Source organism: Bradyrhizobium sp. BRP56, from assembly GCF_020194035.1.
Lineage (GTDB): Bacteria > Pseudomonadota > Alphaproteobacteria > Rhizobiales > Xanthobacteraceae > Bradyrhizobium > Bradyrhizobium australafricanum.
Genome location: NZ_JADYVV010000051.1, coordinates 30,226 through 56,434 on the forward strand (window position 1 = coordinate 30,226; position 26,209 = coordinate 56,434).

25 protein-coding genes and 1 riboswitch are annotated in these 26,209 nt (G+C 65.5%); of the genes, 12 read left to right on the forward strand and 13 right to left on the reverse strand.

The window, feature by feature from the left end:
- Positions 1-51: 51 nt before the first annotated feature.
- Complete coding sequence (locus tag I6F38_RS29760) at positions 52-1,047, forward strand: DJ-1/PfpI family protein (RefSeq protein WP_225162897.1); 996 nt, start codon at positions 52-54, stop codon at positions 1,045-1,047.
- Between the two features lie 57 nt (positions 1,048-1,104).
- On the opposite strand, the gene I6F38_RS29765 is transcribed toward I6F38_RS29760, so the two are convergent.
- Together I6F38_RS29765 and I6F38_RS29770 are read right to left on the reverse strand one after the other, a co-directional pair.
- Entirely contained in the window at positions 1,105-1,653 is a 549-nt protein-coding gene (locus I6F38_RS29765; protein ID WP_225162898.1) for a carboxymuconolactone decarboxylase family protein, read from the reverse strand.
- Between the two features lie 293 nt (positions 1,654-1,946).
- Positions 1,947-2,864 (reverse strand): LysR family transcriptional regulator, encoded by a 918-nt coding sequence (locus tag I6F38_RS29770; protein WP_225162899.1) that lies wholly within the window; start codon positions 2,862-2,864, stop codon positions 1,947-1,949.
- Positions 2,865-2,977: 113 nt separating this feature from the next.
- On the opposite strand from I6F38_RS29770, the gene I6F38_RS29775 reads away from it, so the two are divergent.
- From I6F38_RS29775 to rnk, 3 genes are all read left to right on the forward strand, one after another.
- Positions 2,978-3,544, forward strand: a complete 567-nt coding sequence (locus tag I6F38_RS29775) for a chromate transporter (RefSeq protein ID WP_016847017.1) — start codon at positions 2,978-2,980, stop codon at positions 3,542-3,544.
- Positions 3,541-4,071 (forward strand): chromate transporter, encoded by a 531-nt coding sequence (locus I6F38_RS29780; protein ID WP_057017908.1) that lies wholly within the window; start codon positions 3,541-3,543, stop codon positions 4,069-4,071. The genes I6F38_RS29775 and I6F38_RS29780 overlap by 4 nt, the downstream gene beginning before the upstream one ends.
- 299 nt (positions 4,072-4,370) lie before the next feature.
- A complete protein-coding gene (gene rnk / locus I6F38_RS29785) occupies positions 4,371-4,790 on the forward strand; it encodes a nucleoside diphosphate kinase regulator (RefSeq protein ID WP_225162900.1) in 420 nt (139 codons plus the stop codon).
- Between the two features lie 5 nt (positions 4,791-4,795).
- Here rnk and I6F38_RS29790 read toward each other — a convergent pair whose 3' ends face one another.
- A complete protein-coding gene (locus I6F38_RS29790) occupies positions 4,796-4,990 on the reverse strand; it encodes a hypothetical protein (protein ID WP_038384315.1) in 195 nt (64 codons plus the stop codon).
- 141 nt (positions 4,991-5,131) lie between these two features.
- The gene (locus I6F38_RS29795; RefSeq protein ID WP_225162901.1) at positions 5,132-6,196 is read right to left on the reverse strand and encodes a 2-dehydropantoate 2-reductase; all 1,065 of its coding nucleotides are present in this window, start codon (positions 6,194-6,196) and stop codon (positions 5,132-5,134) included.
- Positions 6,197-6,441: 245 nt separating this feature from the next.
- Between I6F38_RS29795 and I6F38_RS29800 the strand changes: the two genes are divergently transcribed.
- The 6 genes from I6F38_RS29800 (at position 6,442) to I6F38_RS29825 (ending at position 13,134) form a co-directional block, all read left to right on the forward strand.
- Positions 6,442-7,668, forward strand: coding sequence for a TetR family transcriptional regulator (locus I6F38_RS29800; RefSeq protein ID WP_225162902.1), 1,227 nt, complete (start codon positions 6,442-6,444; stop codon positions 7,666-7,668).
- 390 nt (positions 7,669-8,058) lie between these two features.
- Positions 8,059-9,297: a branched-chain amino acid ABC transporter substrate-binding protein gene (locus I6F38_RS29805; RefSeq protein WP_057017914.1), complete on the forward strand. Its 1,239-nt coding sequence runs from the start codon at positions 8,059-8,061 to the stop codon at positions 9,295-9,297.
- 159 nt (positions 9,298-9,456) lie between these two features.
- A complete protein-coding gene (locus tag I6F38_RS29810; protein WP_016847025.1) occupies positions 9,457-10,404 on the forward strand; it encodes a branched-chain amino acid ABC transporter permease in 948 nt (315 codons plus the stop codon).
- On the forward strand, positions 10,401-11,693 hold the full coding sequence (locus I6F38_RS29815; protein ID WP_225162903.1) for a branched-chain amino acid ABC transporter permease: 1,293 nt from the start codon (positions 10,401-10,403) through the stop codon (positions 11,691-11,693). The genes I6F38_RS29810 and I6F38_RS29815 overlap by 4 nt, the downstream gene beginning before the upstream one ends.
- Positions 11,690-12,439 carry an ABC transporter ATP-binding protein gene (locus I6F38_RS29820; protein WP_028332917.1) on the forward strand — a complete coding sequence of 250 codons (750 nt, stop codon included), beginning with the start codon at positions 11,690-11,692 and terminating at the stop codon, positions 12,437-12,439. The genes I6F38_RS29815 and I6F38_RS29820 overlap by 4 nt, the downstream gene beginning before the upstream one ends.
- Positions 12,439-13,134, forward strand: coding sequence for an ABC transporter ATP-binding protein (locus tag I6F38_RS29825; RefSeq protein WP_225162904.1), 696 nt, complete (start codon positions 12,439-12,441; stop codon positions 13,132-13,134). The genes I6F38_RS29820 and I6F38_RS29825 overlap by 1 nt, the downstream gene beginning before the upstream one ends.
- A 291-nt stretch (positions 13,135-13,425) precedes the next feature.
- Here the strand turns inward: I6F38_RS29825 and I6F38_RS29830 are convergent, their stop codons facing one another.
- The gene (locus I6F38_RS29830) at positions 13,426-14,472 is read right to left on the reverse strand and encodes an AraC family transcriptional regulator (protein ID WP_225162905.1); all 1,047 of its coding nucleotides are present in this window, start codon (positions 14,470-14,472) and stop codon (positions 13,426-13,428) included.
- Positions 14,473-14,788: 316 nt separating this feature from the next.
- On the opposite strand from I6F38_RS29830, the gene I6F38_RS29835 reads away from it, so the two are divergent.
- On the forward strand, positions 14,789-15,079 hold the full coding sequence (locus I6F38_RS29835; RefSeq protein ID WP_225162906.1) for a hypothetical protein: 291 nt from the start codon (positions 14,789-14,791) through the stop codon (positions 15,077-15,079).
- Positions 15,080-15,096: 17 nt separating this feature from the next.
- On the opposite strand, the gene uca is transcribed toward I6F38_RS29835, so the two are convergent.
- The 8 genes from uca to I6F38_RS29875 form a co-directional block, all read right to left on the reverse strand.
- Entirely contained in the window at positions 15,097-18,639 is a 3,543-nt protein-coding gene (gene uca / locus I6F38_RS29840) for an urea carboxylase (protein ID WP_225162907.1), read from the reverse strand.
- A 3-nt stretch (positions 18,640-18,642) separates the two neighbouring features.
- Positions 18,643-19,296 carry an urea amidolyase associated protein UAAP2 gene (locus I6F38_RS29845; RefSeq protein ID WP_225162908.1) on the reverse strand — a complete coding sequence of 218 codons (654 nt, stop codon included), beginning with the start codon at positions 19,294-19,296 and terminating at the stop codon, positions 18,643-18,645.
- Positions 19,293-20,138: an urea amidolyase associated protein UAAP1 gene (locus tag I6F38_RS29850; RefSeq protein WP_225162909.1), complete on the reverse strand. Its 846-nt coding sequence runs from the start codon at positions 20,136-20,138 to the stop codon at positions 19,293-19,295. Before I6F38_RS29850 ends, I6F38_RS29845 begins: the two co-directional genes overlap by 4 nt.
- Positions 20,135-20,968: an ABC transporter ATP-binding protein gene (locus I6F38_RS29855; RefSeq protein ID WP_225162910.1), complete on the reverse strand. Its 834-nt coding sequence runs from the start codon at positions 20,966-20,968 to the stop codon at positions 20,135-20,137. Before I6F38_RS29855 ends, I6F38_RS29850 begins: the two co-directional genes overlap by 4 nt.
- Positions 20,965-21,783, reverse strand: coding sequence for an ABC transporter permease (locus I6F38_RS29860; RefSeq protein WP_225162911.1), 819 nt, complete (start codon positions 21,781-21,783; stop codon positions 20,965-20,967). The genes I6F38_RS29855 and I6F38_RS29860 overlap by 4 nt, the downstream gene beginning before the upstream one ends.
- Before the next feature lie 46 nt (positions 21,784-21,829).
- Positions 21,830-22,903, reverse strand: a complete 1,074-nt coding sequence (locus I6F38_RS29865; protein ID WP_225162912.1) for a putative urea ABC transporter substrate-binding protein — start codon at positions 22,901-22,903, stop codon at positions 21,830-21,832.
- A gap of 78 nt (positions 22,904-22,981) precedes the next feature.
- Positions 22,982-23,092: riboswitch (guanidine-I (ykkC/yxkD leader) on the reverse strand.
- 334 nt (positions 23,093-23,426) lie between these two features.
- The gene (locus I6F38_RS29870) at positions 23,427-25,187 is read right to left on the reverse strand and encodes a peptidoglycan-binding domain-containing protein (RefSeq protein ID WP_225162913.1); all 1,761 of its coding nucleotides are present in this window, start codon (positions 25,185-25,187) and stop codon (positions 23,427-23,429) included.
- A 180-nt stretch (positions 25,188-25,367) separates the two neighbouring features.
- Entirely contained in the window at positions 25,368-25,631 is a 264-nt protein-coding gene (locus I6F38_RS29875; RefSeq protein WP_225162914.1) for a hypothetical protein, read from the reverse strand.
- Between the two features lie 78 nt (positions 25,632-25,709).
- Here I6F38_RS29875 and I6F38_RS29880 point away from each other — a divergent pair, with 78 nt between their 5' ends.
- Positions 25,710-26,147: a hypothetical protein gene (locus tag I6F38_RS29880; protein WP_225162915.1), complete on the forward strand. Its 438-nt coding sequence runs from the start codon at positions 25,710-25,712 to the stop codon at positions 26,145-26,147.
- The last annotated feature ends 62 nt before the right edge of the window (positions 26,148-26,209 follow it).

Sequence of the window (26,209 nt, forward strand, 5' to 3'; positions counted from 1 at the left end):
AACTTTCTTTGCGCTATGGACAAAGCGAATCTAGCGCGGCAGGTTTCGGCGATGACGCCAACCAGCCCACGTTTTTCGCCAAACCGCCGCCGCTCGATCGAAGTGCTGGCCTATCCGGCCGTGCAGTTGCTCGACGTCACCGGGCCATTGCAGGTGTTCGCGTCCGCCAATGCGCTGGCGGCCAAGGCTGGCAACGCCGAGCCATATGAAGTCCGCGTCGTTGCAAAGGATGGCCCGCACGTTGAGTCATCCGCCGGCGTCGGGCTCGCGGTGCATCCACTGCCCGCCATCGACACCGCGGTCGACACGCTGGTGATTCCGGGCGGCGACGGCGTCAACGCCGCGACGGCCGATGCCGTCCTGGTGGACTGGGTACGCGAGCGCGCCGGGCAGGCGCGCCGCACCGCATCGGTCTGCACCGGCGCGTTCCTGCTCGCTGAATCGGGCGTGCTCAATGGCCGGCGTGCCGCGACCCATTGGGGATTTTGCGCAGAGCTCGCCGAGCGTTTTCCCGATGTCCGCGTCGAGCCCGATCCGATCTTCGTGCGCGACGGTTCGTTCTGGACGTCGGCCGGCGTCACCTCCGGCATCGATCTGGCGCTGGCGCTGCTGGAGGAGGATCTCGGCCGCACGGCGGCGCTTGCCGTCGCCCGCTATCTCGTCGTGTTTTTCAAACGGCCGGGCGGACAGGCGCAATTCAGCGAAATCCTGTCGCTGCAAGCCACCGACGACAGGTTCAGCGCGCTGCACGACTGGATCAGCAACCATCTCGCCGGCGATCTCTCGCTGTCGACGCTGGCGAAACAGGCCGGCATGAGCGAGCGCAGCTTCAGCCGCCATTACGCCGAAGCGACCGGCTTGACGCCGGCGCGCGCGATCGAGCGACTCCGGGTCGAGGGCGCGCGGCATCTGCTCTCGGAGACGCGCCTGCCGATCAAGCGCATCTCGCAGCGCTGCGGCTTCGGGTCCGAGGAGACGATGCGCCGCAGCTTCCTGCGCCTGCTGTCGACCACGCCGCAGGACTATCGCGCCAGGTTTGCGCTCTGAAGTACACGGCCGGCCGCGCGGTCGACGTGCAATGATTGACGCCCAGGCGCGATCGCGTCAGCCGTTCCAGGCATATTCCTGCAACGCCGCCTCCAGCGGCGGATTGGTGACGCTGCCGGTGTAGTTGGTGATGGTCGAGGCCGCCACGATGGTGATCACCTCAAGCACGAGGTCCTTGTAGAACCCGGCTGCCAGGAATCGTTCGATCTCCTCGTCGTCGAGCCGCCCGCGCTTTTCGATCAGCGACCGCGCCAGCGTCGAGAGCGCGCCGAGTGTCTTGTCGGCAGGCGAGCGGCCGGCGCGCATCGCGTCGACATCGGCCGGATCGAGGCCAGCCTGCAAGCCGAGCGCGGAATGCAGCGCGACCGCCCAGGCGCAGCCATTGGTCACCGCGTCGGTGAGCAGCACGGTCTGGATCTGCTGCTCGGTGAAGCTGCCGCCGTGAACCTTGTCGAAGATGCCGAGGAAGCTCTGGATCAGCACGGGTGACGTCGCCATCGCCGCCGCAAGGTTCGGGATCATGCCGAACCGCGCCTCGACCTCGCGCAAAGTAGGCCTCGAGGCTTCGGGGGCAGACTCGAGCGTATGGACAGGAAAACGCGCCATCGGAAATGCCTTTCGCGGTGTTCATTGAACCCGAGGCCTCCGGACGCAGCTGAGCTGTTGCGATCCACGGGCGGGCAACCGGATTCGATGGAGGCTATCTAGCCGCGCCCTGACGCGCGCGTTCGCCAAACTCCCCACATTCCGCGCCATCCAGGCGGCGGTGCGGGGCTCGCTGAGCTTCAGCTCCGTCCACTGTCATTGCGAGCGAAGCGAAGCAATCCATGTTTCCGCGCAACGGATAGATGGATTGCTTCGTCGCTGTCGCTCCTCGCAATGACGATTGCAAGTCCCGCTTAGACCCCGGCGCGGTCCTTCACCCGCCGCGTCACGATCCCGAGCAGGCGGCCGAGCGTGCCGCCGGCGGGGCCCTTCTTGCGCGCCAGCGCGAGCGGCGCGACGAGGCCGGTGGCGCGGTCGAGGCGAAGATAGGACACGCCGGCGGTCTCGAGCCGCGCCATCGATTCCGGCACGATCGAAATGCCGAGCCCGGCCGCGACCAGGCTCAGCGTCGACACCATCCGCGTCGCCTCCTGCGCCACCTTCGGGCTAAAGCCCGCGGCGCGACAGGCGGCGATGATGCTGTCGTAGAGGCCGGGCCCGGTCGGACGACGGTAGAGGATCAGCGGCTCGTCGGCGAGCGAGGCCAGCGAAATCCGCCGCCGCGTGTCCTTGCGGGCGCGCGGATGATGGTCCGGCAATGCGACCACCATCTCCTCGTCGAGCAGATGCGTGATCGTGAGGTTCTCCAGCCGCTCGCCTGGCGCGCGCACGAATGCGGCATCGAGCCGGTCGGCCTCGACGGCTTCGATCAGTTCGCCGGTCGAGGCCTCCTCCAGCGACAGCGTGATCGCCGGCGCGCGCTCACGCATTTCGCGCATCACGCCGGTGACGAAAGGATGGAAGGCGGCCGAAGAGGTGAAGCCGATCGCAAGCTGCCCCTCCTGGCCGCGGCTCGCGCGGCGCGCGGCCTCCACGGCGAGGTCGGCGTCGCGCAGGATCGCGCGCGCCTTGCCGACGAAGGCGCGGCCGGCGGCGGTCAGCTCGACCCCGCGCGGCTGCCGGCGAAACAGCGGCGCGCCGATCGCGGCTTCCAGGGCGCGAATCTGCTGGCTCAGCGGCGGCTGCTGGATGCCGAGCCGCGCGGCGGCGCGGGTGATATGGCCTTCCTCGGCCACCGCGACGGCATAGCGGAGATGGCGCAGTTCGATCATCGGGCGATCCATATGCAGCAGATATGCAAATTCCCGTATCCATATATTGGAAATTTGTCACGCGGCCAACTAGAGTCGGCTCAAGAACAAATCGAACCGGAGTCGCCCCGCCGATGGACGCCATCCCCGCCGCGCAAACCACCAAGCATGTCGCACCTGACGTCGGCGAGTTGTTCACGGGCTTCTTCATCCTCGGATTGACCGGCTTCGGCGGCGTGCTGCCGCTGGCGCGCCACATGATGGTGGAGAAGCGCGGCTGGCTCACCGGCGCGGAGTTCACCGACCTGCTCGGGCTATGCCAGTTCCTGCCCGGCGGCAACATCATCAACATGTCGGTCGCGGTCGGGCTGAAGTTTCGCGGCATTCCCGGCGCGTTCGCAGCGATCCTCGGCCTGATCGCGGTGCCGACCGCGGTCGTGATCGGCCTTGGTGTGATCTATGGCCGCTTCGCCGACGACCCGGTCGTCCGTCATCTATTCGGTGGCCTCGCCGCCGCCGCAGCCGGGTTGCTGATTTCCACGGCGATCAAGATCGCCTGGCCGCTGCGGCGCGATGTGCTCGGCCTCTTCATCGGCGCGCTCTGCGTGCTGGCGATCGCCGTGTTCCGCTTGCCGCTGCTGCCGACCCTGCTGACGCTCGCGCCGCTCAGCATTGTCCTCCGGTCGAGGCAGGCGTCATGAGCGCAACCCTCGTCACGCTCGCGCTGATCTTCGCCGAGCTGTCGTTGCTCGCCTTCGGCGGCGGCAACACCATCCTGCCGGAGATGCAGCGTCAGGTGGTCGACGTCCATCACTGGATGACGGCGCAGGAATTCGGCGCGCTGTTCGCGCTGGCGCAGGCAGCACCCGGGCCGAACATGATGGTGGTGCCGCTGGTCGGCTGGCATGTCGCGGGCTTCTCCGGCGTGCTGGTGACATCGCTCGCCAAGTTCGGGCCGTCGTCGCTGGTGACAGGCTTCGCGCTGCGGCTCTGGGAACGCTTCAAGGACCGGCCCTGGCGCCGCACCGTGCAGGCGGGGCTGGTTCCGGTCACCGCCGGGCTCGTCACGGCCAGCGCCATCGTCATCACCCACGCATCGGCCTCGAGCTGGGGCACCATCCTGATCGCGGCCGGCGTCGCGATCGCCACCACCACGACGCGCATCCATCCGCTTGTCGCGCTCGCCGCCGGCGCGGTGCTCGGCCTGTCCGGCATCGGACAGCCCTGACGCTCTGTCTGCGGCGATGGCGTCTCGTTCCACGCGGCGATGTGCGCGCTTTCGCCGCAATGGATGCGACGTCGCCAGCGGCTATGTTGATAATGCCATGATCGACACGCTCCGCATCGACACCCGTATTGCGCGCCGCGAATTGCGCGCCGGACGTCTGCACGCAGGCAATTAGCCGGCCGGCGATCGCGCGCCGTCCGGATTCCTCTACGTCACCAAATCATTTCAGTCCGTCGCGTCGCGAGATATCCGCGCGCCGGCGCTCGTGCGCCTCCGATCAACCGCAAAGATCAACCGACATGACCCGAACCATTCAGAACAGCTTTACCGCCCCGGCATTGCCGCCGATCGTGATCACCGCGAGCGAGGCGCATCGCCTCAGCGCGCTGGCCGATTCCAGCATGGCGGTGTTTCCCCGCGTCGCCCAGTTCCTCGCACGCGAGACGGACCGCGCCCAGCTGGTCGCCGACGATGCCGATCTGCATGACGTGGTCCGCATGGGCTCGCTTGTGCGCTACCGCGACGACGAGACCGGCGACGTCAGGGAGGTTGTGCTCGTCTATCCGCACGAAGCCGACATCGCGCTGCGACGCATCTCGGTGCTGACGCCGGTCGGCGCCGCGCTGATCGGATTGTCGGTCGGCCAGACGATCGATTTTCAGACGCCGAGCCAGCAGACGCGTTCGGTCACGGTTTTGGCCGTGACGCATCAGGGCTAGCGGCTTTACGCCGCCTGATGGCACTGCCCCATCTCGAGCCCGTGCCGGCGCCCGCGCGCGATGCCCTCGGCGATCGCCTTCACGACGATCTCGGCATCTTCAGGAGAGAGATGATCGAGCGGCTGCCAGGCGCGCATGATGTCGCGTGCGCGATCGAGGTCGCCGTAGATTGCAAGGAGAGGAAGCGATTTGCTCGGCATGTCCGTTGCTCCCAATCGCAGCTGGGCGAGTCTACTCCATCTGGACAGGTCGAGCCATGCGTCCGGCAACCGCGATTGCGTGCATTGCAGATCGCCGATGCATGGCGAGGGCGTTCCTGCCCCCGCCGTCAACGCATTCGGTTACTCCGCGCCGGAGCCGCCCTGCACGATCTTCTCGTTCAGCTTCTGATCGACGGTCTCGACCGTACGGTCGATCTCGGCGCTCGGCGTGCCGAGCTGATGCGAGATCAGCTTGACCAGCAGGTCGACGCGCTCGATGAAGGGCGCGCCGGCGGCGACCGCTCGGGCCGCCGATGACGGCTTGAGCAGGCTTTCCGCGGCCTTGGCGTATTTCGCGAACGGCACCTGGTCCGCGGGGTCGGCGCCGAGCTTGCGCGCGATGGCGTCGACATGATCATAGATCGCCTGCGAGCGCGTCAGGTCGCTGTGCACGGCATCGCGGATCGATTGCGGCTCAGTCGGCGTGATGCAGCGATAGTTGCCGGTCAGCAGCATCGACCACTTCGCCAGCGGCACGAACAGCGAATCGAACACCTTCAGCTTCACCGGAACGTCCTGGCCGTCGAGCGTCACCGCGTCGATGTCGGCTTCCAGCTCGCGCAGCACCTTGTTGTGCCTGTCGTCGGCGAAGGCGGAGGCCTTGAAGTTGGTCGGCAGGCCGACATGCAGCACGTTGGCCTTCTCCTCCGGCGGACGGAAGGCCTGCGGATCGGGCGAGCACAGCGTGACGAGGCCCGGCTCGAAGCGCTCCCACACCTGCGCGTTGGTGTAGGCCTCCTCGAGGTCCAGGCCGGCGAGTGCGGGGATCCGCTTCAGATACGGCAACGGCGGCATGTTCATGATCGACAGGCAGGGCAGCTTCGCCGCCGCGATCTTGATCATCAGCACGCGAACCGTGTGGTTGGTGTATTGCGGCTCCTGCATCGCAAGGCCGACCATGTCGTAGCGCGAGACGTCGACATCGGCGGGCGTGACGGCGTCGAGCTTGCCCGGCAGATCGCGCGAGAAGATCGAGCGGTGCTCCTTCTCGTCGCGCAACTTGATCCGCACCTCGGTGCCTTCGCGGTTGATCAGGTCGGCGGTGTTCTTCCGGCACACCAGGGACACGTTATGACCCGCCATCAGCAGCTTGGTCCCCAGCAGGGAGCCGTAGGAAGCTCCCAAAATCAGAATGTTGCGCGCCATGCTCTCTCCAATAGCCCTTCTCACGAAAGGCTTGCTCTCCAAATCCTGTCCGAAGCTGCTGCCGAACCGATGCCCGGTCGATATTGGCCGTCCCGCACCCGCGGGCCGACGGTCGCCACATCACCAGACAATCAAGACCAGCTGGTGTATGGTATGCCACCGTCTATCGCAGATCGACAAGCGGCTGCCAAGGGGATTATCTCGCGTGCGGACTTTCGTTCCGCGATCAGGAAGGGCATTCGAGCTTGCAAGTCGCCGCCGACCCGACGGATCGGGCTGAAGAAATCCTCGTCTCAGCTTCCCGGCTGTTTGCCCGCCACTCCTATGCCAACGTGACGATGGAGCAGGTCGCAGCATCGGTGCAGGCCGTGCCGGGCGCGCTGTACCACTATTTCCGCGACAAGGAAGATCTGATCTTCCACTGCTATCTGCGCGGCCTTGCGATCTATCGCCACGAAATCGAGGCGGCCGCCGAGCCCGGCATCGACGGGCTCGAGATCATCAGGCGCTTCGTGCGCGGCAGGCTGAGGCCCGAAGGCCAGCGCATGATCCTGTTCACCGATATCGATGCGCTGGCCGCGCCCTACAGTAGCGAGGTCCATGCCAAGCGCTGGCGGAACGCCGCGCTGCTGTCGGACATCCTCGATCGGGGCGTGGCGGACGGCTCGATCGCCTGCGACGAGCCGCTGCTCACGGCGGTGGCGCTGATCTCCATCCTGGATTGGGTTCCGTTCTGGCTGTCCGAACGCGACTACTACACGCGGCAACAGGCGATCGATGCCATCGACGACATCATCACGCATGGCGTCTACCGGCGCGAGATCGCGCTTCCCAAAATGCCCGAGCCGCTCAGCCTCGCCCCTTTTCTCGAGGCTCGCACAGCGTTGAACAAGCGGGCCGCCAAGTTCGACAGGATGCTGTCGATTGCTTCCGACAGTTTCAACCGAAGGGGCGCCTCGGGCACGTCGCTCGAGAGCATCGCCGTGGATGCGGGCATGACGCGCGCCGGCATCTACTATCACTTCAGTGAAAAGGAGAGCCTGCTGCTGGCCTGCCTGCGACGCGGGCTCGCCGGCGAGGTCAGCATTCGCGAGCATCTGCAACAGCACAGCCTTGGGGCATTCGATCACATCGTGCAGCGCATCCGCCTGCTGTTGATGCTGCACGACACGCCCTGCGGCCCGAAGGCGACCTACCACAACATCAACTATCTCAACGACGCAGACCGGAAAGCCTATGTCGGAGACGTGCTGGCGACGATCCGGCAAGACCAGAACAGCTATCAGCGCTGGGTCGACGAGGGCCGTTTCCGCCGCATCGATACCTATTTCGCGGAGCGCATTCTCACCGGAATGGGCCACTGGTATCCGATCTGGTTCAAGACCAGGCGTGACTGGTCTCCAGCCGAGATCGCCGATCATTTCGCGCGGCTATTCCTCGCGGGCCTCAAGCCGCGCCGACATCCGGGCTAGATCCGCCACGGTAGCGATCCCGGCTTTCTCCTTCCTCAAAAGGTCGGGATGGGGGGCAGCGGCAGGCTATGCTGCAAGCGGAGAGAGCCGATCCCCACCCGCTACGCTCTTGACGAGCGAAGCGACCTGCCCTTTTCAAGGAGAGGTCTGGAGGCAGGCTACGGACGACGCCGGTTCGGAACCGAGAATAAGCGTGAGCCCCATCCAAAAGTTTACCTGTAATTCAAAACTGCGCCCGATTCCGGCGGCACATGGCCTATAACATCATAATACCTTCTGCTAAAACTTGACGCAGTATTCAAAGCGAAAGTTGCGAAGGCTCGGCGATTGGGGTTATGAGACGGCCTCGATCGCTAAAGATCAAGAAACACGAGCAAGGGAGAACGCAGGATGCATAGGCTGATCGTTGCCGCCGCGGCAGCGCTGACGGTATTGGGAGGCGCGGCGTCCGCGCAGGAATCCATCAAGATCGGCTATATCGATCCGCTCTCCGGCGGCGGCGCCAGCGTTGGCGAAGGCGGCCTGAAGACGTTTCAGTATCTCGCCGACGAGTTGAACGCCAAGGGCGGCATCCTCGGCCACAAGGTCGAGATCGTCCCGCTCGACAACAAGACCAATCCGCAGGAAAGCCTGGTGCAGGCGCAGAAGGCGGTCGACGCCGGCGTCCACTACATCACCCAGGGCAACGGCTCGTCGGTCGGCGCGGCGCTGGAAGACTTCGTCACCAAGCACAATTCGCGCAATCCCGGCAAGGAAGTGCTCTACTTCAACTACGCCGCGGTCGATCCGGCGATGACCAACGAGAAGTGCAGCTACTGGCATTTCCGCTGGGATGCGAACTCGGACATCAAGATGGAAGCGCTGACCAACTACATGAAGGGCCAGCCGTCCATCAAGAAGGTCTACCTGATCAACATGGACTATTCGTTCGGCCAGTCGGTGCGCACCACGGCGCGCAAGATGCTGGGCGAAAAGCGGCCGGATATCCAGGTCGTCGGCGACGAACTGCACCCGATGCTCAAGGTCACCGACTTCTCGCCCTACATCGCCAAGATCAAGGCGTCCGGCGCCGACACCGTCGTGACCGGCAACTGGGGCCAGGACTTCGCGCTGCTGCTGAAGGCGGCGGCTGACGCCGGCCTCAAGGTCAACTGGTACACCTATTATGCCGGCGGCGCCGGCGGACCGACCGCAGTCAAGCAGGCCGGCCTCGAGGGCCAGGTGTTCCAGATCAGCGAAGGCGTCCCGAACTCCGGCAACAAGGCGGCGATGGATTTCGAGAAGGACTTCCGCGCCAAGACCGGCATTTCCGTCTGGTATCCGCGCGCGGTCAACGAAATGCGGATGTTCAAGGCGGCCGCCGAGAAGGCCAATTCGATCGATCCGGTGAAGGTCGCGGCCGCACTCGAAGGCATGAAGTTCGAAGTGTTCGACGGCGGCGAGGGCTTCATCCGCAAGGACGACCACCAGTTCTTCCAGCCGATCTACATCTCCTCGTTCGGCGCGCTGGCCGACAAGACCAAGGAGCCGTTCGACGAGGAAAACACCGGCTGGGGCTGGCGCATCGTGTCCAAGATCGACACCGCGCAGACGATGCTTCCGACCACCTGCAACATGAAGCGGCCCTGATCGGCCACTTCGGTCATTCCGGGGCGCTCGCGCCAGCGAGCGAACCCGGAATTTCGTCTTTCCGGGTTCGATGCTTCGCATCGCCCGGAATGACAGGTAAGCTCCTTTCCTTCGACAGGTCTGATCACGTGAACCGTTCCAGTCTCAAGCGAGTGCGCCGTGGCTGAGCTGATCGTCATCTCGACGCTCAACGGCGTCCTGTTCGGCATGCTGCTGTTCCTGTTGTCCAGCGGGCTCACCGTCATCTTCAGCATGATGGGCGTGCTGAACTTCGCGCATGCCAGCTTCTACATGCTCGGCGCGTTCTTCGGCTTTCAGCTCACCCGCTGGATCGGATTCTGGCCGGCCCTGGTGCTGGCGCCGCTGCTGGTCGGCGCGGTCGGCATGGCGGTCGAGCGCTACGGTCTGCGCAACACCCACAAGCACGGCCATGTTGCCGAACTGCTGCTGACCTTCGGACTCGCGTTCGCGATCGAAGAGATCGTCTCGATGATCTGGGGCAAGAGCCCGGTGGACTACCGCGTCCCGGCGGCGCTCGACTTCCCCGCCTTCACCGTGTTCTCCACCAATTACCCCGCCTACAAGATCTTCATGCTGGTGATCTCGGTCGTGATCTTCATCGCGCTGCTGGTCACCTTGAAGAAGACGCGCGTCGGCCTGATCGTGCAGGCCGCGCTGACCCATCCGAGCATGGTCGGCCATCTCGGCCACAATGTCGGACGCGTGTTCATGCTGGTGTTCGGCGTCGGCAGCGCGCTTGCGGGTCTCGCCGGCGTCATCGCCGGTCCCTCGCTGGTGACGCAGTCCGACATGGCCGCGCTGCTCGGCCCGATCCTGTTCGTCGTCATCGTGTTCGGCGGCCTCGGCTCGCTGCCCGGCGCCTTCATCGCTTCGCTCCTGATCGGCTTGATCCAGACCTTTGCAGTTGCTTTGAACGGCTCGCTCGCCAGCGTGTTCGGCCCGCTCGATCCGAGCCTCGGCCCCTCGCCGCTCACGGACATCTGGAACGTCACGATCGCGCAGATCGCGCCGATCCTGCCTTATGTGCTGCTGGTGCTGGTCCTGATCTTCCGCCCCATGGGCCTATTGGGGACGCGCGAGTCATGAGCAACGCTTCCACGCCCTCCATCGCTGCGGCCAAGCAGGAGCCCGGCAGCGCCTTGAGCTTCTATGGTGTCTGGCTGCTCGCCGCGGTCGCGCTCGTCGTGCTGCCGCTGGTGTTCGGCACCGGCGGCTCGCTGACCTCGTTCAGCCTGATCGGCATCGCGATCATCTTTGCGCTGTCCTACAACATCCTGCTCGGCCAGACCGGGCTGCTGTCGTTCGGACACGCCGTGCAGTACGGCCTCGGCGGCTTCCTCGCCGTGCACGTCATGAACGCGGTCGCGAGCCACAACTGGCCGATTCCGCTGCCGGTGATCCCGCTGGTCGGCGGCATCGGCGGCATGGCGTTCGCCCTCCTCGTCGGCTGGGTCATGACCAAGCGCGCCGGCACCGTGTTCGCGATGATCTCGCTCGGCATCGGCGAACTGGTCGCCTCGTCGTCGCTGATCCTGCGCAGCGTGTTCGGCGGCGAATCCGGCATCACCACCGACCGCACCTCGCTGATGCCGATGTTCGGCTGGACCTTCGGGCCGCAGATCCAGGTCTATTACCTGATCGCGTTCTGGGTGATGGTGTCGGCGATTGCGATGTATGCGCTGACCCGCACGCCGCTCGGGCGGATCTGCAACGCGGTGCGCGACAATCCGGAGCGCGTCGAGTTCATCGGCTACGATCCGCATGTGGTGCGCTATCTCGCCTACATGTTCGCCGGCTTCTTCGCCGGCATTGCCGGAGGGCTGGCGGCGATCAATTTCGAGATCGCCAACTCGGCCTATCTCGGCGCGACGCAATCGGGCCTCGTGCTGTTCTCCGCGTTCATCGGCGGCACCGCCTATTTCTTCGGTCCGATTCTCGGCGCCATCCTGGTGACCTATCTGCAGCTCGGGCTGACCAGCGTCACCTCGGTCTGGCAGCTTTATTTCGGCATCATCTTCATCGGCATCGTGATGTTCGCGCCCGGCGGCATCGCCGGCATCCTGATGAAGCATCGTCCGCTGATCCGCGCCGGGACCCTCGGCACCGTGATCCCGTCCTATCTGGTCGCGACGATCCCGACGCTGGCGCTGGCGCTCGGCATCATCCTGACCATCGAAACCGTTGCGCGCTTCTCGGGCGGCGATGTGATCAACCTGCTCGGCGTTCCCTTCGTCGCCACCGCGCCGACGACCTGGGCGGCCGCGGCGGTCCTGCTCGTCGGCGGCTTCCTGGTCGCGCGCATCACTTGGCGGCGCGTTGCGGAAGCCTGGGACCGCGCCGCGACGGTGGCCCGTGACCGGGGGTATCTCGCATGACCGCAGCCATCCAAGTCAACGCCGTCGAGAAGAGCTTCGGCAATGTCGCCATCATCCGCGATCTCAACCTGAGCGTCGCCAAGGGCGAGCGTCACGCCATCATCGGCCCGAACGGCGCCGGCAAGTCGACGACGTTCAACCTGATCTCCGGCCACATCAAGCCGACCTCGGGCGAGATCCGCCTCAACGGCGAGGTGACCTCGGGCCTCAGACCATTCGAGATCAACCGGCGCGGGCTGTCGCGCTCGTTCCAGGTCACCAACGTGTTCGCGCGCATGACGGTGTGGGAGAACGTCCGCTGCGCCGTGCTGTGGGCGACCGGCCACCGCTACGCGTTCTGGAAGAACGTCGACAATCTGCCCGAGGTGAAGCAGCGTACCGCGCAGATCCTCGACGACATCCATCTCAGCCACCGCCGCGACGTGCCGGCGGGCCTCTTGACCTATGCCGAGCAGCGCGAGCTCGAGATCGGCATCACGATCGCGGGCGGCGCCAGCGTCATCATGCTGGACGAGCCGACCGCGGGCATGAGCCACGCCGAGACCGAGCGCGCCGTCGCGCTGATCCGCCGTCTCACCGAGGGGCGCACGCTCGTCATCGTCGAGCACGACATGAGCGTGGTGTTCGGCCTCGCCGACCGCATCTCGGTCTTGGTCTACGGCCACATCATCGCCTCCGGCACGCCGGAGGAGATCCGCGGCAATCCGAAGGTCAAGGAAGCCTATCTCGGCGAGGAGGTCGACTGATGCTCGAGGTCAGGAATCTTCACGCCTATTACGGCAAGAGCCACATCCTGCAGGGCGTCGATCTCGACATCGCGGCCGGCGAGGTCGTCAGCCTGCTCGGGCGCAACGGCGTCGGCCGCTCCACCACCGTCAAGGCGATCATGGGCGAGGTGCCGCCGCAGGGCACCATCCGCTTCAAGGGCCAGGATATCTCAGGTCTTCCGAGCCACAAGATCGCGCGCCTTGGGCTCGGCTATGTGCCCGAGCATCGCGACATCTTCCCGAGCCTGACGGTTCGCCAGAACCTGATCCTCGGCATCAAGGACCCGCGCCGCCCCGGCAAGTGGCGGCTGCAGGAGATGCTCGACATGTTCCCGAACCTCGCCGCGCGCGCCGACACGCCGGCGGGCGTGCTGTCGGGCGGCGAGAAGCAGATGCTGACCACCTGCCGCACGCTGCTCGGCGACCCCGAATTGATGATGATCGACGAGCCGACCGAAGGCCTCGCACCGCTGATCGTGCAGCAGGTCGGTGAGCTGATCGCGCGGATCGCCAAGGCCGGCGTTGCGATTCTCCTCGTCGAGCAGAAGCTGTCGATCGCGATGAAGATCTCCAACCGGGTCTACATCATGGGCCACGGCCGCGTAGTGTTCGAAGGCACCCCCGACCAGCTCAAGAGCAATGCCGCCGTTCGCGAGGAATGGCTCGAGGTTTGAGGCGGCGGCCGGCGAATAGACGACGCAATCGAAAGTCGGCTTAACAGCGCCATCAGTCAGTTCGCGAACACGACCCAGACCAGCGCGACCAAGAGACTGTGGAAACAAATTATCGAAGCCAGGAATAGCCAGTCGTCCCCGGTCATGGGACCGAAAACCACGGCCGAAGCGCGGCGACAGCGACACGCGAGCTGGGACAGGAGGTTCGACTGCATGGGACTGCCCTAGCGGAGGACGCTCCGCCAGGTCTTGCTAGTCTGTGCCAGCTAGTTGAGAGCTGGTGTCAGCCCATCACCGATCGCCATTCGAGCTGCGATAGGCCCTCGGCGTGAGGCCGGTCCAGCGGACGAACGCATGTGTGAAGGAAGAGACCTCGCTGTAGCCCAACAACCATGCGATCTTCGAAATCGGCAGCTCCTCATCTTCGAGGTAATGGCGGGCAAGGGCAATTCGAAACGCCTTGAGAACGTCTGAGAAGTCCACCCCCTCCGACGACAATGCTCGAGCGAGAGTTCTCCGGCTCATGCCAAGACGACGCGCGACCGCCTCGGCATTGGCTTTGCCGTGCGGTAGCAACTGGGCGATGTGTCCTTCGACGCGTGACTGCACGCTGCTTCGTCTCGGTGCCCGGTTACGAAGCGCTTCGTCGGCATATTGAAGCAACATCCTGTTGAGATGCAAATCGGCCCCCACGACAGGCAACGCGCCGATCCGGGACGGAAACAAAAGCTCGTCGCTGTCCGCTGCAAATTCGATCTCGCATCCAAGAAGAGATCGCACATCCGACGGCGTTTCTCGTCTGGAGTGCTTCAACTTGATTTGCTTCGGGACCAGCCTGCCGTCAGTCAGTGCGCGGCAAATACGGATCAGCGCAACCAGCCAGAATTCCGCATGGTGACGATCCGACGACCGATCGATGTTGACATATTCGAACCCGATGGCGAAGCCGCGATCCAGCGAGCTTCGCAACCGCACACCCTCGTTGTTGATCGCGCAGTAGCGTCCGCCGATTTGCAAGGCGTCAACGAGATGCTCCGATGAAGCCATGACGTAGTACAGAAGCCCGATCTCGCCCAGCTCGAAGCCTTGAGCCAGATGGAGTCCGAAGCAGTCGTCCTGCAATTCCCTTGCGGCGAGTTCGAGCAGCCTGACCTGCGCTCGTGCATCGATGCGGCGCTTGCGGTCCTCGACGTCGTCGATTGCCAGGCCTGCAGCTGACACGATCGGGACCGGATCAACCTGCGCGTCGCGCAGCCGGGCACATGCGAGACGCGCGATTCCCCCGGCAGAGCTCGGTATCGACGGCAAGGCGCTAGCAACGCGTGGGGTGGCTTTCATTCGGCACCGAACTGTGTTCGTGGCTCAACGTCGGGAGCTTCCGGGATCGTATCTTGACCTAGGTCAAACGAGCTCATGGGTTCGCGGCATCCGGTCTGACACCATCTCGCAATTTAACGACCCAGGATCACAAGACGCAACGGACGCAAATCGTCTAGCCGATTGCTCCGCGGCCACTCCATTTCTGCCTTGAAACGACGGCAGTCAGCTTCCAATGGGCCCGCGCAGGGGCGAACTCGTCATGGGCTTGGTCAAGCATGCAAATTCGCTGGGGCAGGCGATTGGCGCCGAAGCGAACAGCCATATGAGCTAGGTCGTGGTTGGACAAACACCCGCCCGGCATAGCGGCATTCATCGTTCAATTCATTACACGATCATTGAAGGCGAGACCGCCGGCACCTGGCGTTACTCGTTCTCCATCGGCGATCGCAACTACTCGGGAACGGTCCAGGCGGTCCTTGGATTGCTGGCGGCACGCCGCGTGAGGATGAAGATCGATCGGATGTTAAGGCAAAACGCGTCAATTGATCATCAAGGCCGGCAGCGGGTGGAGAAAGAAGTCGAGACGCCCGCTCCGCTCGTCCCACCGGCCGATCCCAAGGACTAAGCGCGGCTGTAGCCGCGCTAGCCCGGCCGGAGCAACGCCACCACGTCGCCCGCGCGCAGCGTCTGGCCGGGCTTCACCGGCACCGAGGCGATGCGGCCCGCCGCGGGTGCGTGCACGGAGATCTCCATCTTCATGGACTCGATGATGGCCAGCACGTCGCCGGCCGCGACCTTGGCGCCTTCCTCGACCAGCACCTTCCAGATGTTGCCGGGCACTTCGGAGAACGCGCCAATCTGACCGTCGGGAATCCCCGTCGCGGCGGCTGCCGCATCGATCGTTTCAGCCGGCGCCTCGTCGAGCTTCATCTCGCGCCAGCGCTGGCGCTCGGCGTCGAACGCGGCCTGCTGCGTTGCCTTGAACGCGGCGATTGACGGCTTCGCGTCGGCCAGTGTCCTGGCATAGTCGGCGTAGGAGAACTCGCCCTCTTCGATCCTGATGTCATACTGCCCGTGCGGGAACGCGGCGCGGGCGTCGAGGAGTTCATCGGCGTCGACCGGGAAGAAGCGGATCTTGTCGAAGAACCGCAGCAGCCAGGGATGGCCCGGTTCGAACACCCGCGTGGTGCGCCAGGTGTTCCAGACCTGGATAGTGCGGCCGAACAGCTGGTAGCCGCCCGGCCCTTCCATGCCGTAGATGCACATATAGGCGCCGCCGATGCCGACCGCGTTTTCCGGCGTCCAGGTCCGCGCCGGGTTGTACTTCGTGGTCACCAGCCGATGCCGCGGGTCGAGCGGCGTCGCCACCGGCGCGCCGAGATAGACGTCGCCGAGGCCGAGCACGAAATAATCCGCGTCGAACACGATGCGGCGGACATCGTCCTCGCTTGCAAGCCCATTGATGCGCCGGATGAACTCGACATTCGACGGACACCATGGCGCATCCGCGCGGACCAGCTCCTGATATTTGCGCATCGCAAGCTCGGCCTCCGGATCGCGCCACGACAGCGGCAGATGCACGGTGCGGCTCGGCACGCGCATCGCGTCGACCGGCGGCAATTCGCGCTCGATCCGCTTGAGCACGTCGAGCAGCTTCGTTCGCGACAACGCGGTGCCGTCATAATGGATCTGCAGCGAGCGGATGCCGGGCGTCAGATCGATCAGGCCACTGAGCTTCGCCTCTTCCAGCGCCTGCGCCAGCACATGCACGCGCAGCCGCAGCGCGATGTCGAGCTCCATCGGACCATATTCGACCAGCAGATTGTCGTCGCCGGCGCGGCGGTAGACCACCGGAATCGGGCCGTCGTCATTCCGACCGATGATCGCCGATCCGAGCTCGGGCGCGCGCAGCACCGTGGGGCCGGCAACCGGATCGTCGCGTTTAACCGGCACGAAGCGGACCGTGTCGCCGGGCCGGAGCTGGCCGACCTTCCAGAGTTCGTCGCGGGCGACAACGGCCGGACAGACGAAGCCGCCGAGGCTTGGTCCGTCGGGCCCGAGAATGATCGGCATGTCGCCGGTGAAGTCGATCGAGCCGGCCGCATAGGCGTTGTCATGGATGTTCGACGGATGCAGCCCGGCCTCGCCGCCGTCGGCGCGGGCCCAGCGCGGCTTCGGCCCGATCAGCCGCACGCCGGTGCGGGCGCTGTTGAAATGCACCTCATAGCTCGCCGCGAACAGCGTCTCGATATCCTCGTCGAGGAAGAAATCCGGCGCGCCGTGCGGGCCATAGACGACGCCGACCTGCCAGGCCGATGTGAGCTGCGGCCGCTCGTCCTCCGCGGCGCGCCGCGGCGCCGCAGGGCCCGATGGCCCGGCACCGATATGCAAGACGTCGCCGGCCTTCAGCGATCCCGTCGCATGGCCGCCGAACGCGCCGAGCGCAAACACGGCACGCGACCCGAGAATTTCGGGCACGTCGATGCCGCCGCGCACGGCGAGGTATGTGCGCTGGCCCGGGCCCTTGATGCTGCCGATGGCAAGCGTCTGGCTGGCGCGTATCGCGAGCGGTTCATCGTAGGCGACATCAGCGCCGTCGAGCGATGCCTTCATCTGCGCGCCAGACAGAGCGACGATCGCATCGGTGTTGAAGCGCAAGGTCGGCCCGTTGACCGTCAGCTCCAGTGCGGTCGTCGTCTCCGGATTGCCGACCACGCGATTGGCGAGGCGAAACGAGCGTTCGTCCATGGGGCCGCTCGGCGGTACGCCGACATGCCAGAGATGCAGCCGGCCGGGCAATTCCTGCACTCCGCTTTGCGCCCCCGGCGCGACCACGTCGAGGGTGCGCGGGCGATAGCCGAATTCGCCAAGCACACTGGTCGCCACTTGCCCGCTGCGGAACACGTCGGACGCCGCGATCGCACGCAGATAGTCCAGATTGGTCTCGATGCCGGCGACGACCGTATCGTCCAACGCCTTCGAAAGCCGCGCGATCGCGGCCTCGCGCGTCTCGGCTGAAACGATGATCTTGGCCAGCATCGGATCGTAGAACGGCGACACTTCGGTGCCGGTCTCGATCCAGCCGTCGATTCGCGCATCCGGCGAAAAGCTGACCCGCGTCAGCCGGCCCGCGCTCGGTCGGAAGCCGGCACCCGGGTTCTCGGCATAGAGCCGCACCTCGATCGCCGCGCCCTTTGGTGCAAGCGCGCCCGCCTGGCCGAGCACATCCTCGCCGGCCGCCTGCCGGATCATCCATTCGACGAGGTCGACGCCGGTGACCTGCTCGGTGACGGGATGCTCGACCTGCAGGCGGGTGTTCACCTCGAGGAAATAGAAATCGTCGCGCTCGACGTCGTAGATGAACTCCACGGTGCCGGCGGACTCGTACGACACGGCCTTGCCGAGCGACACCGCGGCCGCGTGCAGCTGCCGGCGGATGTCGGCCGACAGCCCCGGCGCGGGCGTCTCCTCAAAGACCTTCTGGTTGCGCCGCTGCAGCGAGCAATCGCGCTCGCCGAGCGCGACCACGTCGCCCTTGCCATTGCCGAAGATCTGCACCTCGATATGCCGCGCGCGCGCAACGAACCGCTCGAGATAGACCCGGGCGTCGCCGAAGCTTGCCCGCGCCGTCCGCTGCACCGATTCGAAGCGTTCGCGCAGCGTCGCCATGTCGTGGCACAGCTGCATCCCGATGCCGCCGCCGCCCGCCGTGGACTTCAGCATCACCGGGAAGCCTATCGCTTCAGCCTGTTGCACCGCCTCGTCGAGGGTCTCCAGTAGACCGGAGCCCGGCAACAATGGCACGCCGCTGCGCTCGGCGATCTCGCGTGCCTTGTGCTTGAGGCCGAAGGCGTCGAGATGCTCAGGCCGCGGCCCGATGAACTTGATGCCGTGCTCGGCGAGCCGTTCGGCGAAACGGCGGTTCTCTGACAGGAAGCCGTAACCGGGGTGCACCGCCTGCGCGCCGGTGGCAAGGCACGCCGCCATGATCGCATCGACATTGAGGTAGCTCTCCGCGGCAGGCGCCGGACCGATCCGCACCGCCTCGTCGGCGTCGAGCACCGGCCGCGTGAAGCGGTCGGCGTCGGAATAGACCGCGACCGAAGAGATGCCCATGCGGCGCAATGTTCTGCCGATCCGCCCGGCGATCTCGCCGCGGTTGGCAATCAGGACCTTGCTGAACATGCCTCACGCCTCCGGCTCGACGATCGCGACGTCGAAGATCGTCACCTGAACCGGCGTCGGAAAGAATCCGTTGCAGGGGTTGTTGATCTGCGGACAGTTCGAGATCAGGCACAGCACGTCCATCTCGGCGACCAGCTCGATGGCGTCGCCCGGCTTGGAGACGCCATCGACCACGGTGAAATTGCCGGCGGGATCGATCGGCACGTTCATGAAGAAGTTCAGGTTCGGCACGATATCCCGCTTCGACATGCCGTATTTCGCGGCCTCGATCACGAAATTCTCGCGGCAGGCGTGCTGGTAGCGGGTCTGGTGCCCGAACCGCACGGTGTTGCTCTCGCAGGAGCAGGCGCCCGCCGAGGTGTCGTGCAGGCCGCAACTGTCGGCCGTGACGCGCAGCATCACGCGGCCTTCGTTGGACATGATCCTGGTGCCGAGCCCGACATAGGCCGAGCCCTGCGCGCGCAGCGTATCCTGGCCGGAGTAGCGCTCGCCGAAATCACTGGCGCAATAGAACAGCGTGTCGACCGCCTGCTGGCCATGGCTATCGGTGATCCGCAGCGTCTGCCCCTTGCGGATGATCGCTGACCACGGCTTGCGCGCGGGAATTTCGACATCGAGAACGATGCGGCCGGCGGTGCGAACAGATTGCATGGTCATCGCACGGCTCCTTCCAGGGCTTCGCCGAGATACAGCGCATTGTTCTCGTAGGCGCGGACCGCTTCCGCGGTGGCGGTCCGGCACAGATCGTCGGCCGCGGGCGCGGCCGCGCGGTAGCGCACGATCTCCACGCTCGCCTGCGGATAGGTTCTGGCGGGATCGAGCGGATGCGGGCAGTTCGACAGCGCGATCAGAAGCTCCATTTCCGCGCGCAGATCGACGAAATCGCCCTGCTGCCGCCGCTGCTCCGACCAGACAAACTTGCCGTCGGCGTCGATCGCGACCGGTGCGAAGAAGCTGACGCAGGGATGGACGTCGCGGCGATCCAGCCCAAGCTTGGCCGCGGCGAGAACGAAGTTGTCGCGCGTGTTGCGGAAATTGCCCTCGCCGTATCTGGCCAGGTTGGTCGCCGCGGTCGAGCCGCCGACCACGGCATCATGCGCGCCGCTGCTGTCCTCGGTGATGCCGAGCAGCGCGCGCCCCATGTCGGACAGCAGCACCCGTCCCTTCTGCAGCCGCGCCGCCCACTGCACCTTGATGGTGTCGGCGTGGTTGAGCCGCTCGGTGGTGTCGGCACTGTTCCAGGCGAGCAGGCTGACGATCGACGTCCCCGACGTGTTGACGATGCGCAGGGTGTCGCCCCGGTTCAGCCGCGTGGTCCAGTACCAGCCGGAGGGGATCGTCTCACGGTGCATGACCGTGTCGGCGTCGATCGGCGCGGCGTCGCGCGCAGTCGGCGCCGGCAGTGCCCGCGGCGCGTGCTCCTGCCCCGCCGCCTTCAGCTCGTTATACCGCCGGGTATGCGCCGCGATCTCGGCCTTCTGTTCCTCTGTGAGGATCATGGTTGCTCCTTCAAGACGAGAGCACCGGGCCGTCCCGGCTGATGCTCCTTGCCTGACCGGGTCGTCCCGATCGGAGCTGGTCGAACTGACGACCGCAGCTCCGCACTGCGGCGTGGGAATATCTCGAGGTCGCGCGACACCGTGGCGCCGTAGCGGTCACGCTCCTCGGGCCGGTTGCGCTGCCGCTCCAGCGCGATCACGCGCGTCGCGAGTCCGAAGGCTTCGCTGAGATCATGCGTCACCATCACGACCGTCAGATGGGTCTCGTTCCAGAGCCGCTTCATCAAGAGATGGATGTCGGCGCGGATACCGGGATCTAGCGCGCCGAATGGCTCGTCGAGCAGCAGGATCTTCGGGCCGCGCATGATCGCCTGCGCCAGCGCGAGCCGCTGCTGCATGCCGCCCGACAAAGCGGACGGATATTTGCCCTCCTGGCCGGCGAGCCCGACCTCCGCGAGCAGCTTCATCGCTTCGTCGGCGGCGGCGCGCCGCGCCGCGCCGAACAGCCGGCCGGTGAATTTGGCGTCGCGCAGTTCGCGCCCGAGCATGACGTTCTGCAAGACCGTCAGATGCGGAAACACCGAGTAGCGCTGGAACACCACGCCGCGGTCGGCGTCCGGCTCGCCAGGCAACGGCTTGCCGTCGACCAGGATCTGGCCGCGGGTCGGCTGCTCCTCGCCGAGCAGCATACGCAGCAGCGTGGTCTTGCCGCAGCCGGACGGGCCGACCAGCGCAATGAAGGCGCGCGGCTCGACCTCCATCGTGATGCGCTCGAGCACGATGTGGTCGCCATACTCCTTCCAGACGTCGTCGAAACGGATCGCGCTCATTCCGCCCTCACTGAGGCAAACCACGGAAACAACCTTCGCTGCATGACGCGCAGGCCGACATCGATCAGGAACGCCAGGAGCGTGATCCAGGCGACGTAGGGGATGATGACGTCCATCGCGAGATAGCGGCGCACCAGGAAGATCCGGTAGCCGAGCCCGGAATCGGAGGCGATCGCCTCCGCTGCGATCAGGAACAGCCACGCCGGCCCAAGCTGCAGGCGCAGCACGTCGATCAACCGCGGCAGGGTTTGCGGCATCGCGACGCGCAGCGCGATCTGCCAAGTCGAGGCGCCGAGCGTCTGCGCCTTGACGATCTGCTCGCGCGGCAGCTCCTGCACCTTCATGGCGAGATCGCGGATCATGCAAGGCAGCGTCCCGATCACGATCAGCGCGATCTTGGAATTCTCCCCGAGCCCCATCACGATGAACAGGATCGGCAACAGCGCCAGCGGCGGCACCATCGAGGTGACAGACACGAACGGCCCGAGCAGGGCATTGGCGCCCGGCAACAGCCCGATCACGATCCCGAGCACCAGCGCAGCCACCGTCGAGATCGCCAGCGCCGAGCCCAACCGCCCCAGGCTGGCGACGGTGTCGGAGGCCATCAAATAGCCGCCGGTGCGCGGGTCGACCTCGAACGCCATCTGCTTGACGGCCTGCACCATGCTCGGCAGCGCCGGCAACAGCTTGTCGTTCGGGTTCTGCGCGAGCCGCGCGCTGGAGCCGGCGAAGTAGGCGATTGCGACCAATAGGAACGGCAGCGCGAGCAGATAGAACCGCGTCTGCCGTCCCGGCCGTATGTTCACAAGTCGCATGGTCAGCTCCTGCTTGGGGCGACGCGCTGCGCGTCAGAGCTTGGCGTCAGAGCTTGCCCTTGGCGGCCTCGTCCATGTAGGTCGGGTCGAAGCGCAGCTTGACGTTCGACTTGTCGCCGAGCACTGACTTGTCGGCGAGCTCGATGCCGACCGCGTCGGCCGACTTCGCGCCCTTGCCGAGCAGGTCCTTCTCGAACAGGAACTTGCGCACGCGATCCATGGTCACGCCAACGGTCTGGCTGCGCGTGAAGGCTTCGGCATCGGTCGCCTTGTCGAACAGTTTTGTGGTCGAGAGCTGGCTGTCGAAGCCGGCGAGGTCGGTGCCGGAAGCCTTGGCCATCGCCTCCTTGGCGGCCTTCGCCGCGGCATTGTTCGCCGTCATTTTGGACAGCGTCTCGTACCAGATGCCGACCAGCGCCTTGGCGAAATCCGGATTGTCCTTGGCGACTGCGGTGTTCACCACCATCAGGTCCATGATCTCGCCGGGAATCTGCGAGGAATCGAACACCTTCTTCGCATCGGGCGAGCCGAGGATTTCGGTCACGATCGGATTCCAGGTCACCACCGCGCTGACGTCAGGCGTCTTGTAGGCGGCCGCGATATCGGCGTCGGAGGTGTTGATGACCTTGACGTCCTTCTCGCTCAGCTTGCTGGTCTCGAGCGCGCGCGCCAGCAGATAATGCGACACCGAGAACTCGACCAGGTTGACCGTCTGACCCTTGATCGCGGCGAGATCGCTCTTGTTCTTCAGGATCACCGCGTCGTTGCCGTTGGAGAAATCGCCCATCACGACCGCGGTGGTGTCGACGCCGCCGGCTGCCGGAATCGAGAGTGCGTCCATGTTGGTGATGGTGACGGCGTCATAGCCGCCGGCGGTGTATTGGTTGATCGATTCGACGTAGTCGTTGAACTGCTTGACCTCGATCGCGATGCCGTATTTGTCGGCCCATTTCTTGACGATGCCGGTGTCAGCCGCATAGCCCCACGGCATCCACCCGACATAGATCGACCAGGCGACCTTGAAGCTATTCTTCGGCGCGGCGTCGGCCGCAGGCGCAGCCGCCAGCACGACCGCGCAGCCGATGACAACAGAGCGAAGGAAGAAAACGAATTTGTTCATTGCCGATCCCTCTTGCGAAATTTCACAAAAAGGGACTGGCGAAAAGACCATCGCTCCGCCAATCCCTTGGCTGACGAGGTCTCCCGGGCTTTTATCCCGCCGTGCACCTGCGGGGATGTCTCCCCCGCAAGCGGCTGCTCTCGGACCAGCACCTTGCTTCGCAAGATCGGAACCCTAGCGGCCAACTCGACGCCATTGATGCACGAGGCGTGCCAGCGGGCCGGCAATTGAATCTCATGAGATTTTTCCGCGCGCGCGGCGCGGCCACGACAGTGTCTTGCTTAAAGATTGCGCAGACCTGCTCAGAATTGGTTCTGTCCTTTCGCGACCGGCATCAGCAGGATCGCACGATGGCTGATGTCGAGGGGAGTTCGATGCGCAAGCTTCTGAGCGTTCTGTGCGCTGGCCTCTGGCGCGGATTGCACGGCCGGTTCGGCCTGGTGCCGAAGTCCGAACTAAAAGACTGATCGCAAGATCGCAAAAAAAGAGCCCCGCTCTGCAGCGGGGCTCCTGCACAGAGATCCTATTTCCGATCGGAGTTTTGCGCCGGCGACTGCGGGCTCTGGCCTGAGCCTGACGACGGCGGATTGTTGTTCTGGTTGGGCTGGCTGGACTGCGTGTCCCGGCCGGCATTTGGCTGGTTGCCGCTGCCCTGACCGACGGTCGACTGGTTCTGCGGTGCAGCCTGGCCCGTCGTGTTCTGCTGCGGAGCCTGCGGCTGAGCGGACGGCTGATTTCCGCTCTGGCCGGTTGTCGACTGGTTCTGCGGCGAGTTCGCCTGACCCGTGGTCTGCCCGGTCATGTTCTGCTGGGCAGGCTGCTGAGTGCCGGTCTGGCCGGTCGACTGGTTCTGCGGCGCGTTGGTCTGACCGGTCGTCTGTCCAGTCGTGTTCTGCTGGGTGCGGCTCTGGCCGACCGTCGACGATGCGCCCGCGCCCTGACCGATTCTGTCGGACAGGCCGAGTGCGGTCACCGTGCGCGTGTCGACGCTGCCGCTGGTCGTGATGCCCTCCTGACGCTGGAAGGTGATCAGCGCCTCGCGGGTCCGCGATCCCAATACGCCGTCAGCCTCGCCGACCAGCAGGCCGCGGTCGATCAGCACCTGCTGCACCTCGCGGATCTGCTGCGGGTTCAGGTCCATCATCGCAACGCTGCCGCCACCACCGCCGCCGCCGCGATGGCTGAAGCGCGTCCGCGGTCCGACCGGGACCACGTCGACGACGCGGCGCTCGCGATCGAGGAACACGACTTCATCCTCGACGACGAAGAAACTATCGTCGCGATAATACGGGAACGCATCGATCAGCGCCGGGAAGGCGGCAACCGACACCGCGTTGAACCTCCGCGGCACCACCACGCCCGGATTGACCGCGAAGTTGATCGTACTGACATTGACGCGCGGTGCGTTACGCGCCGACAGCACCGAGCGCTGGATCGTGCTCTGCTGCTGCGCGGTCACGGTGCGCCCGGCCTCGGTCTGGACCGTGGCGTTCGACTGCGCCTGGGTCTGAGCAGTTGTCCCGGCTTGTCCCTGAGCCTGACCGGTGGTCTGTCCGGAGTTCATCCGGTCTTGCGTCGTACCGGACTGCGGAGCGGCCGCGCCCGTGGTCTGGCCGGCTCGCGTATTCGGTGCTGCCGATGTGCCCTGACCGGTGGTCGTGTTCGCGCCCTTTGCCTGACCCGTGGTCGTGCTCTGGCCGGTCGTCGTGTCTGCCTTGCCTTGAGTCTTGCCTTGAGCCTTGTCCTGGGCCGTGCCCTGACCGGTCGTGGTGCCCTGGCCGCGGTTCGCGGTGTTGGCGCGATTCTCCTGCTGCTGCTGGCTTTGCCGCGTCGTGGCGCTGCCGCGTTCGCGGGATTCAGATCGCCCCATCTGCTCGCGCTGGTTTCGGCTCTGGCCGATGGTCTGCTCTTGCTTACCCTGGTCTTGCTTGCTCTGGCTGCGCTGACCCTGCTCGGCGCGGCCGCTCTCGCGGGCCTGGCCGGTGGTCTGGCTGCGCTCGGCGGCACCGCGGCCCGTCTGACCTTCAGCCCGACCGCTCTCGCGTGCGCCCTGGCTTTCTCGTGCGCCACCCTGGCCGCGACCGACCGTCATGCCTTCGCTTCGCGATGCCCCGGGACTGCCATGCACTGCGCCGCCGGAACTACCAGCCGACGAGCCTGCGGAGCGGCCGTGTTCGCTACCGCCGCCGCCCTCGCGCATGCCCTGCGCCGAAGCGAGACTGACGCCGGCCAACAGCACGGCCGTCGTCAGCAGAAATTTGCTCTTCATCATCTTGCTCTGCATTACCGATTCCTCCTGCAGTTTAGCGGCTGGCCGGATTGCGAAGCCGGCGCCAAATGGCTGGCGCGCTCCGCGCCGTGGCCGCGTTCCAACAAAGCCGGCGAAGCGACACGACGCAGCGGCGCGCGCGACTCACCGGTGAACCTGCCTTGTGAGGAAACAGCGTCGCCGCCCGCACCGTTCCTAGACGCCGGCGCGACGCGACATTTCGCACCAACGGAACTGCCGAGCGATCAACCTGCAGGAACCGATGGCCGCGCTTTTCCGTTTTGAAATGAAGCGTGGGTTCGCCGTCACGTCGATGGTCAGCGCGTTCACGCGGATCGTCATCCGCGACCGGCGGAGGATCGGAACAGGTTCCGTTCGGCCTTGAACATTTGCTTCACCGTCAACGGCGGCACCACTGCGCCCACCTCGCCGCCAGGCTTGTTGCAGGCCCAGGTTCATTGCAGGCGCGCGGCCATTCGCAACCAATGCCCCCCTGCCCCGTTGACCGGCTGGGCAACTATCATCGAGGAGGATCCCATGAGGAAGACAGGCCTTGTTCTTGCAACCGTCGGTGCGCTTGGGGTGAGCGCCATCGCAGCCCCGGCGCCCGCCGAAGCACGGTGGGGACACGGCGGGTGGGGTGCCGCGCTCGCAGGCGGATTGATTGCCGGCGCAGTCGTCGGCGGCCTCGCCTCGTCAGCCTACGGCTATCCCGGCTATTCCTATGGTTACGGCTACCCCGGCTACGGCTACGGTTACGGCTATTCGCCCGCCTATTACGGGTACGGCGGCTATGCCTATGATGACGGCTATTACGCTGCGCCGTATCGTTGGGGCGGCGGTTACACCACGACATATTATAGCGGATACCGGCCGGCCTATTACGGCTATCGCTATCGCCACGTGGTGCGGCCGGCATACGCCTACTATCGCGGCGGCTATCCGCGCTGGCATCATCGCTGGCGTCATTGGTGAGATCGGCCAGACCGACGCGGCGCGGCCAGCCGGGCTGACCGGCGCTGGCAAGGGTCGAACGG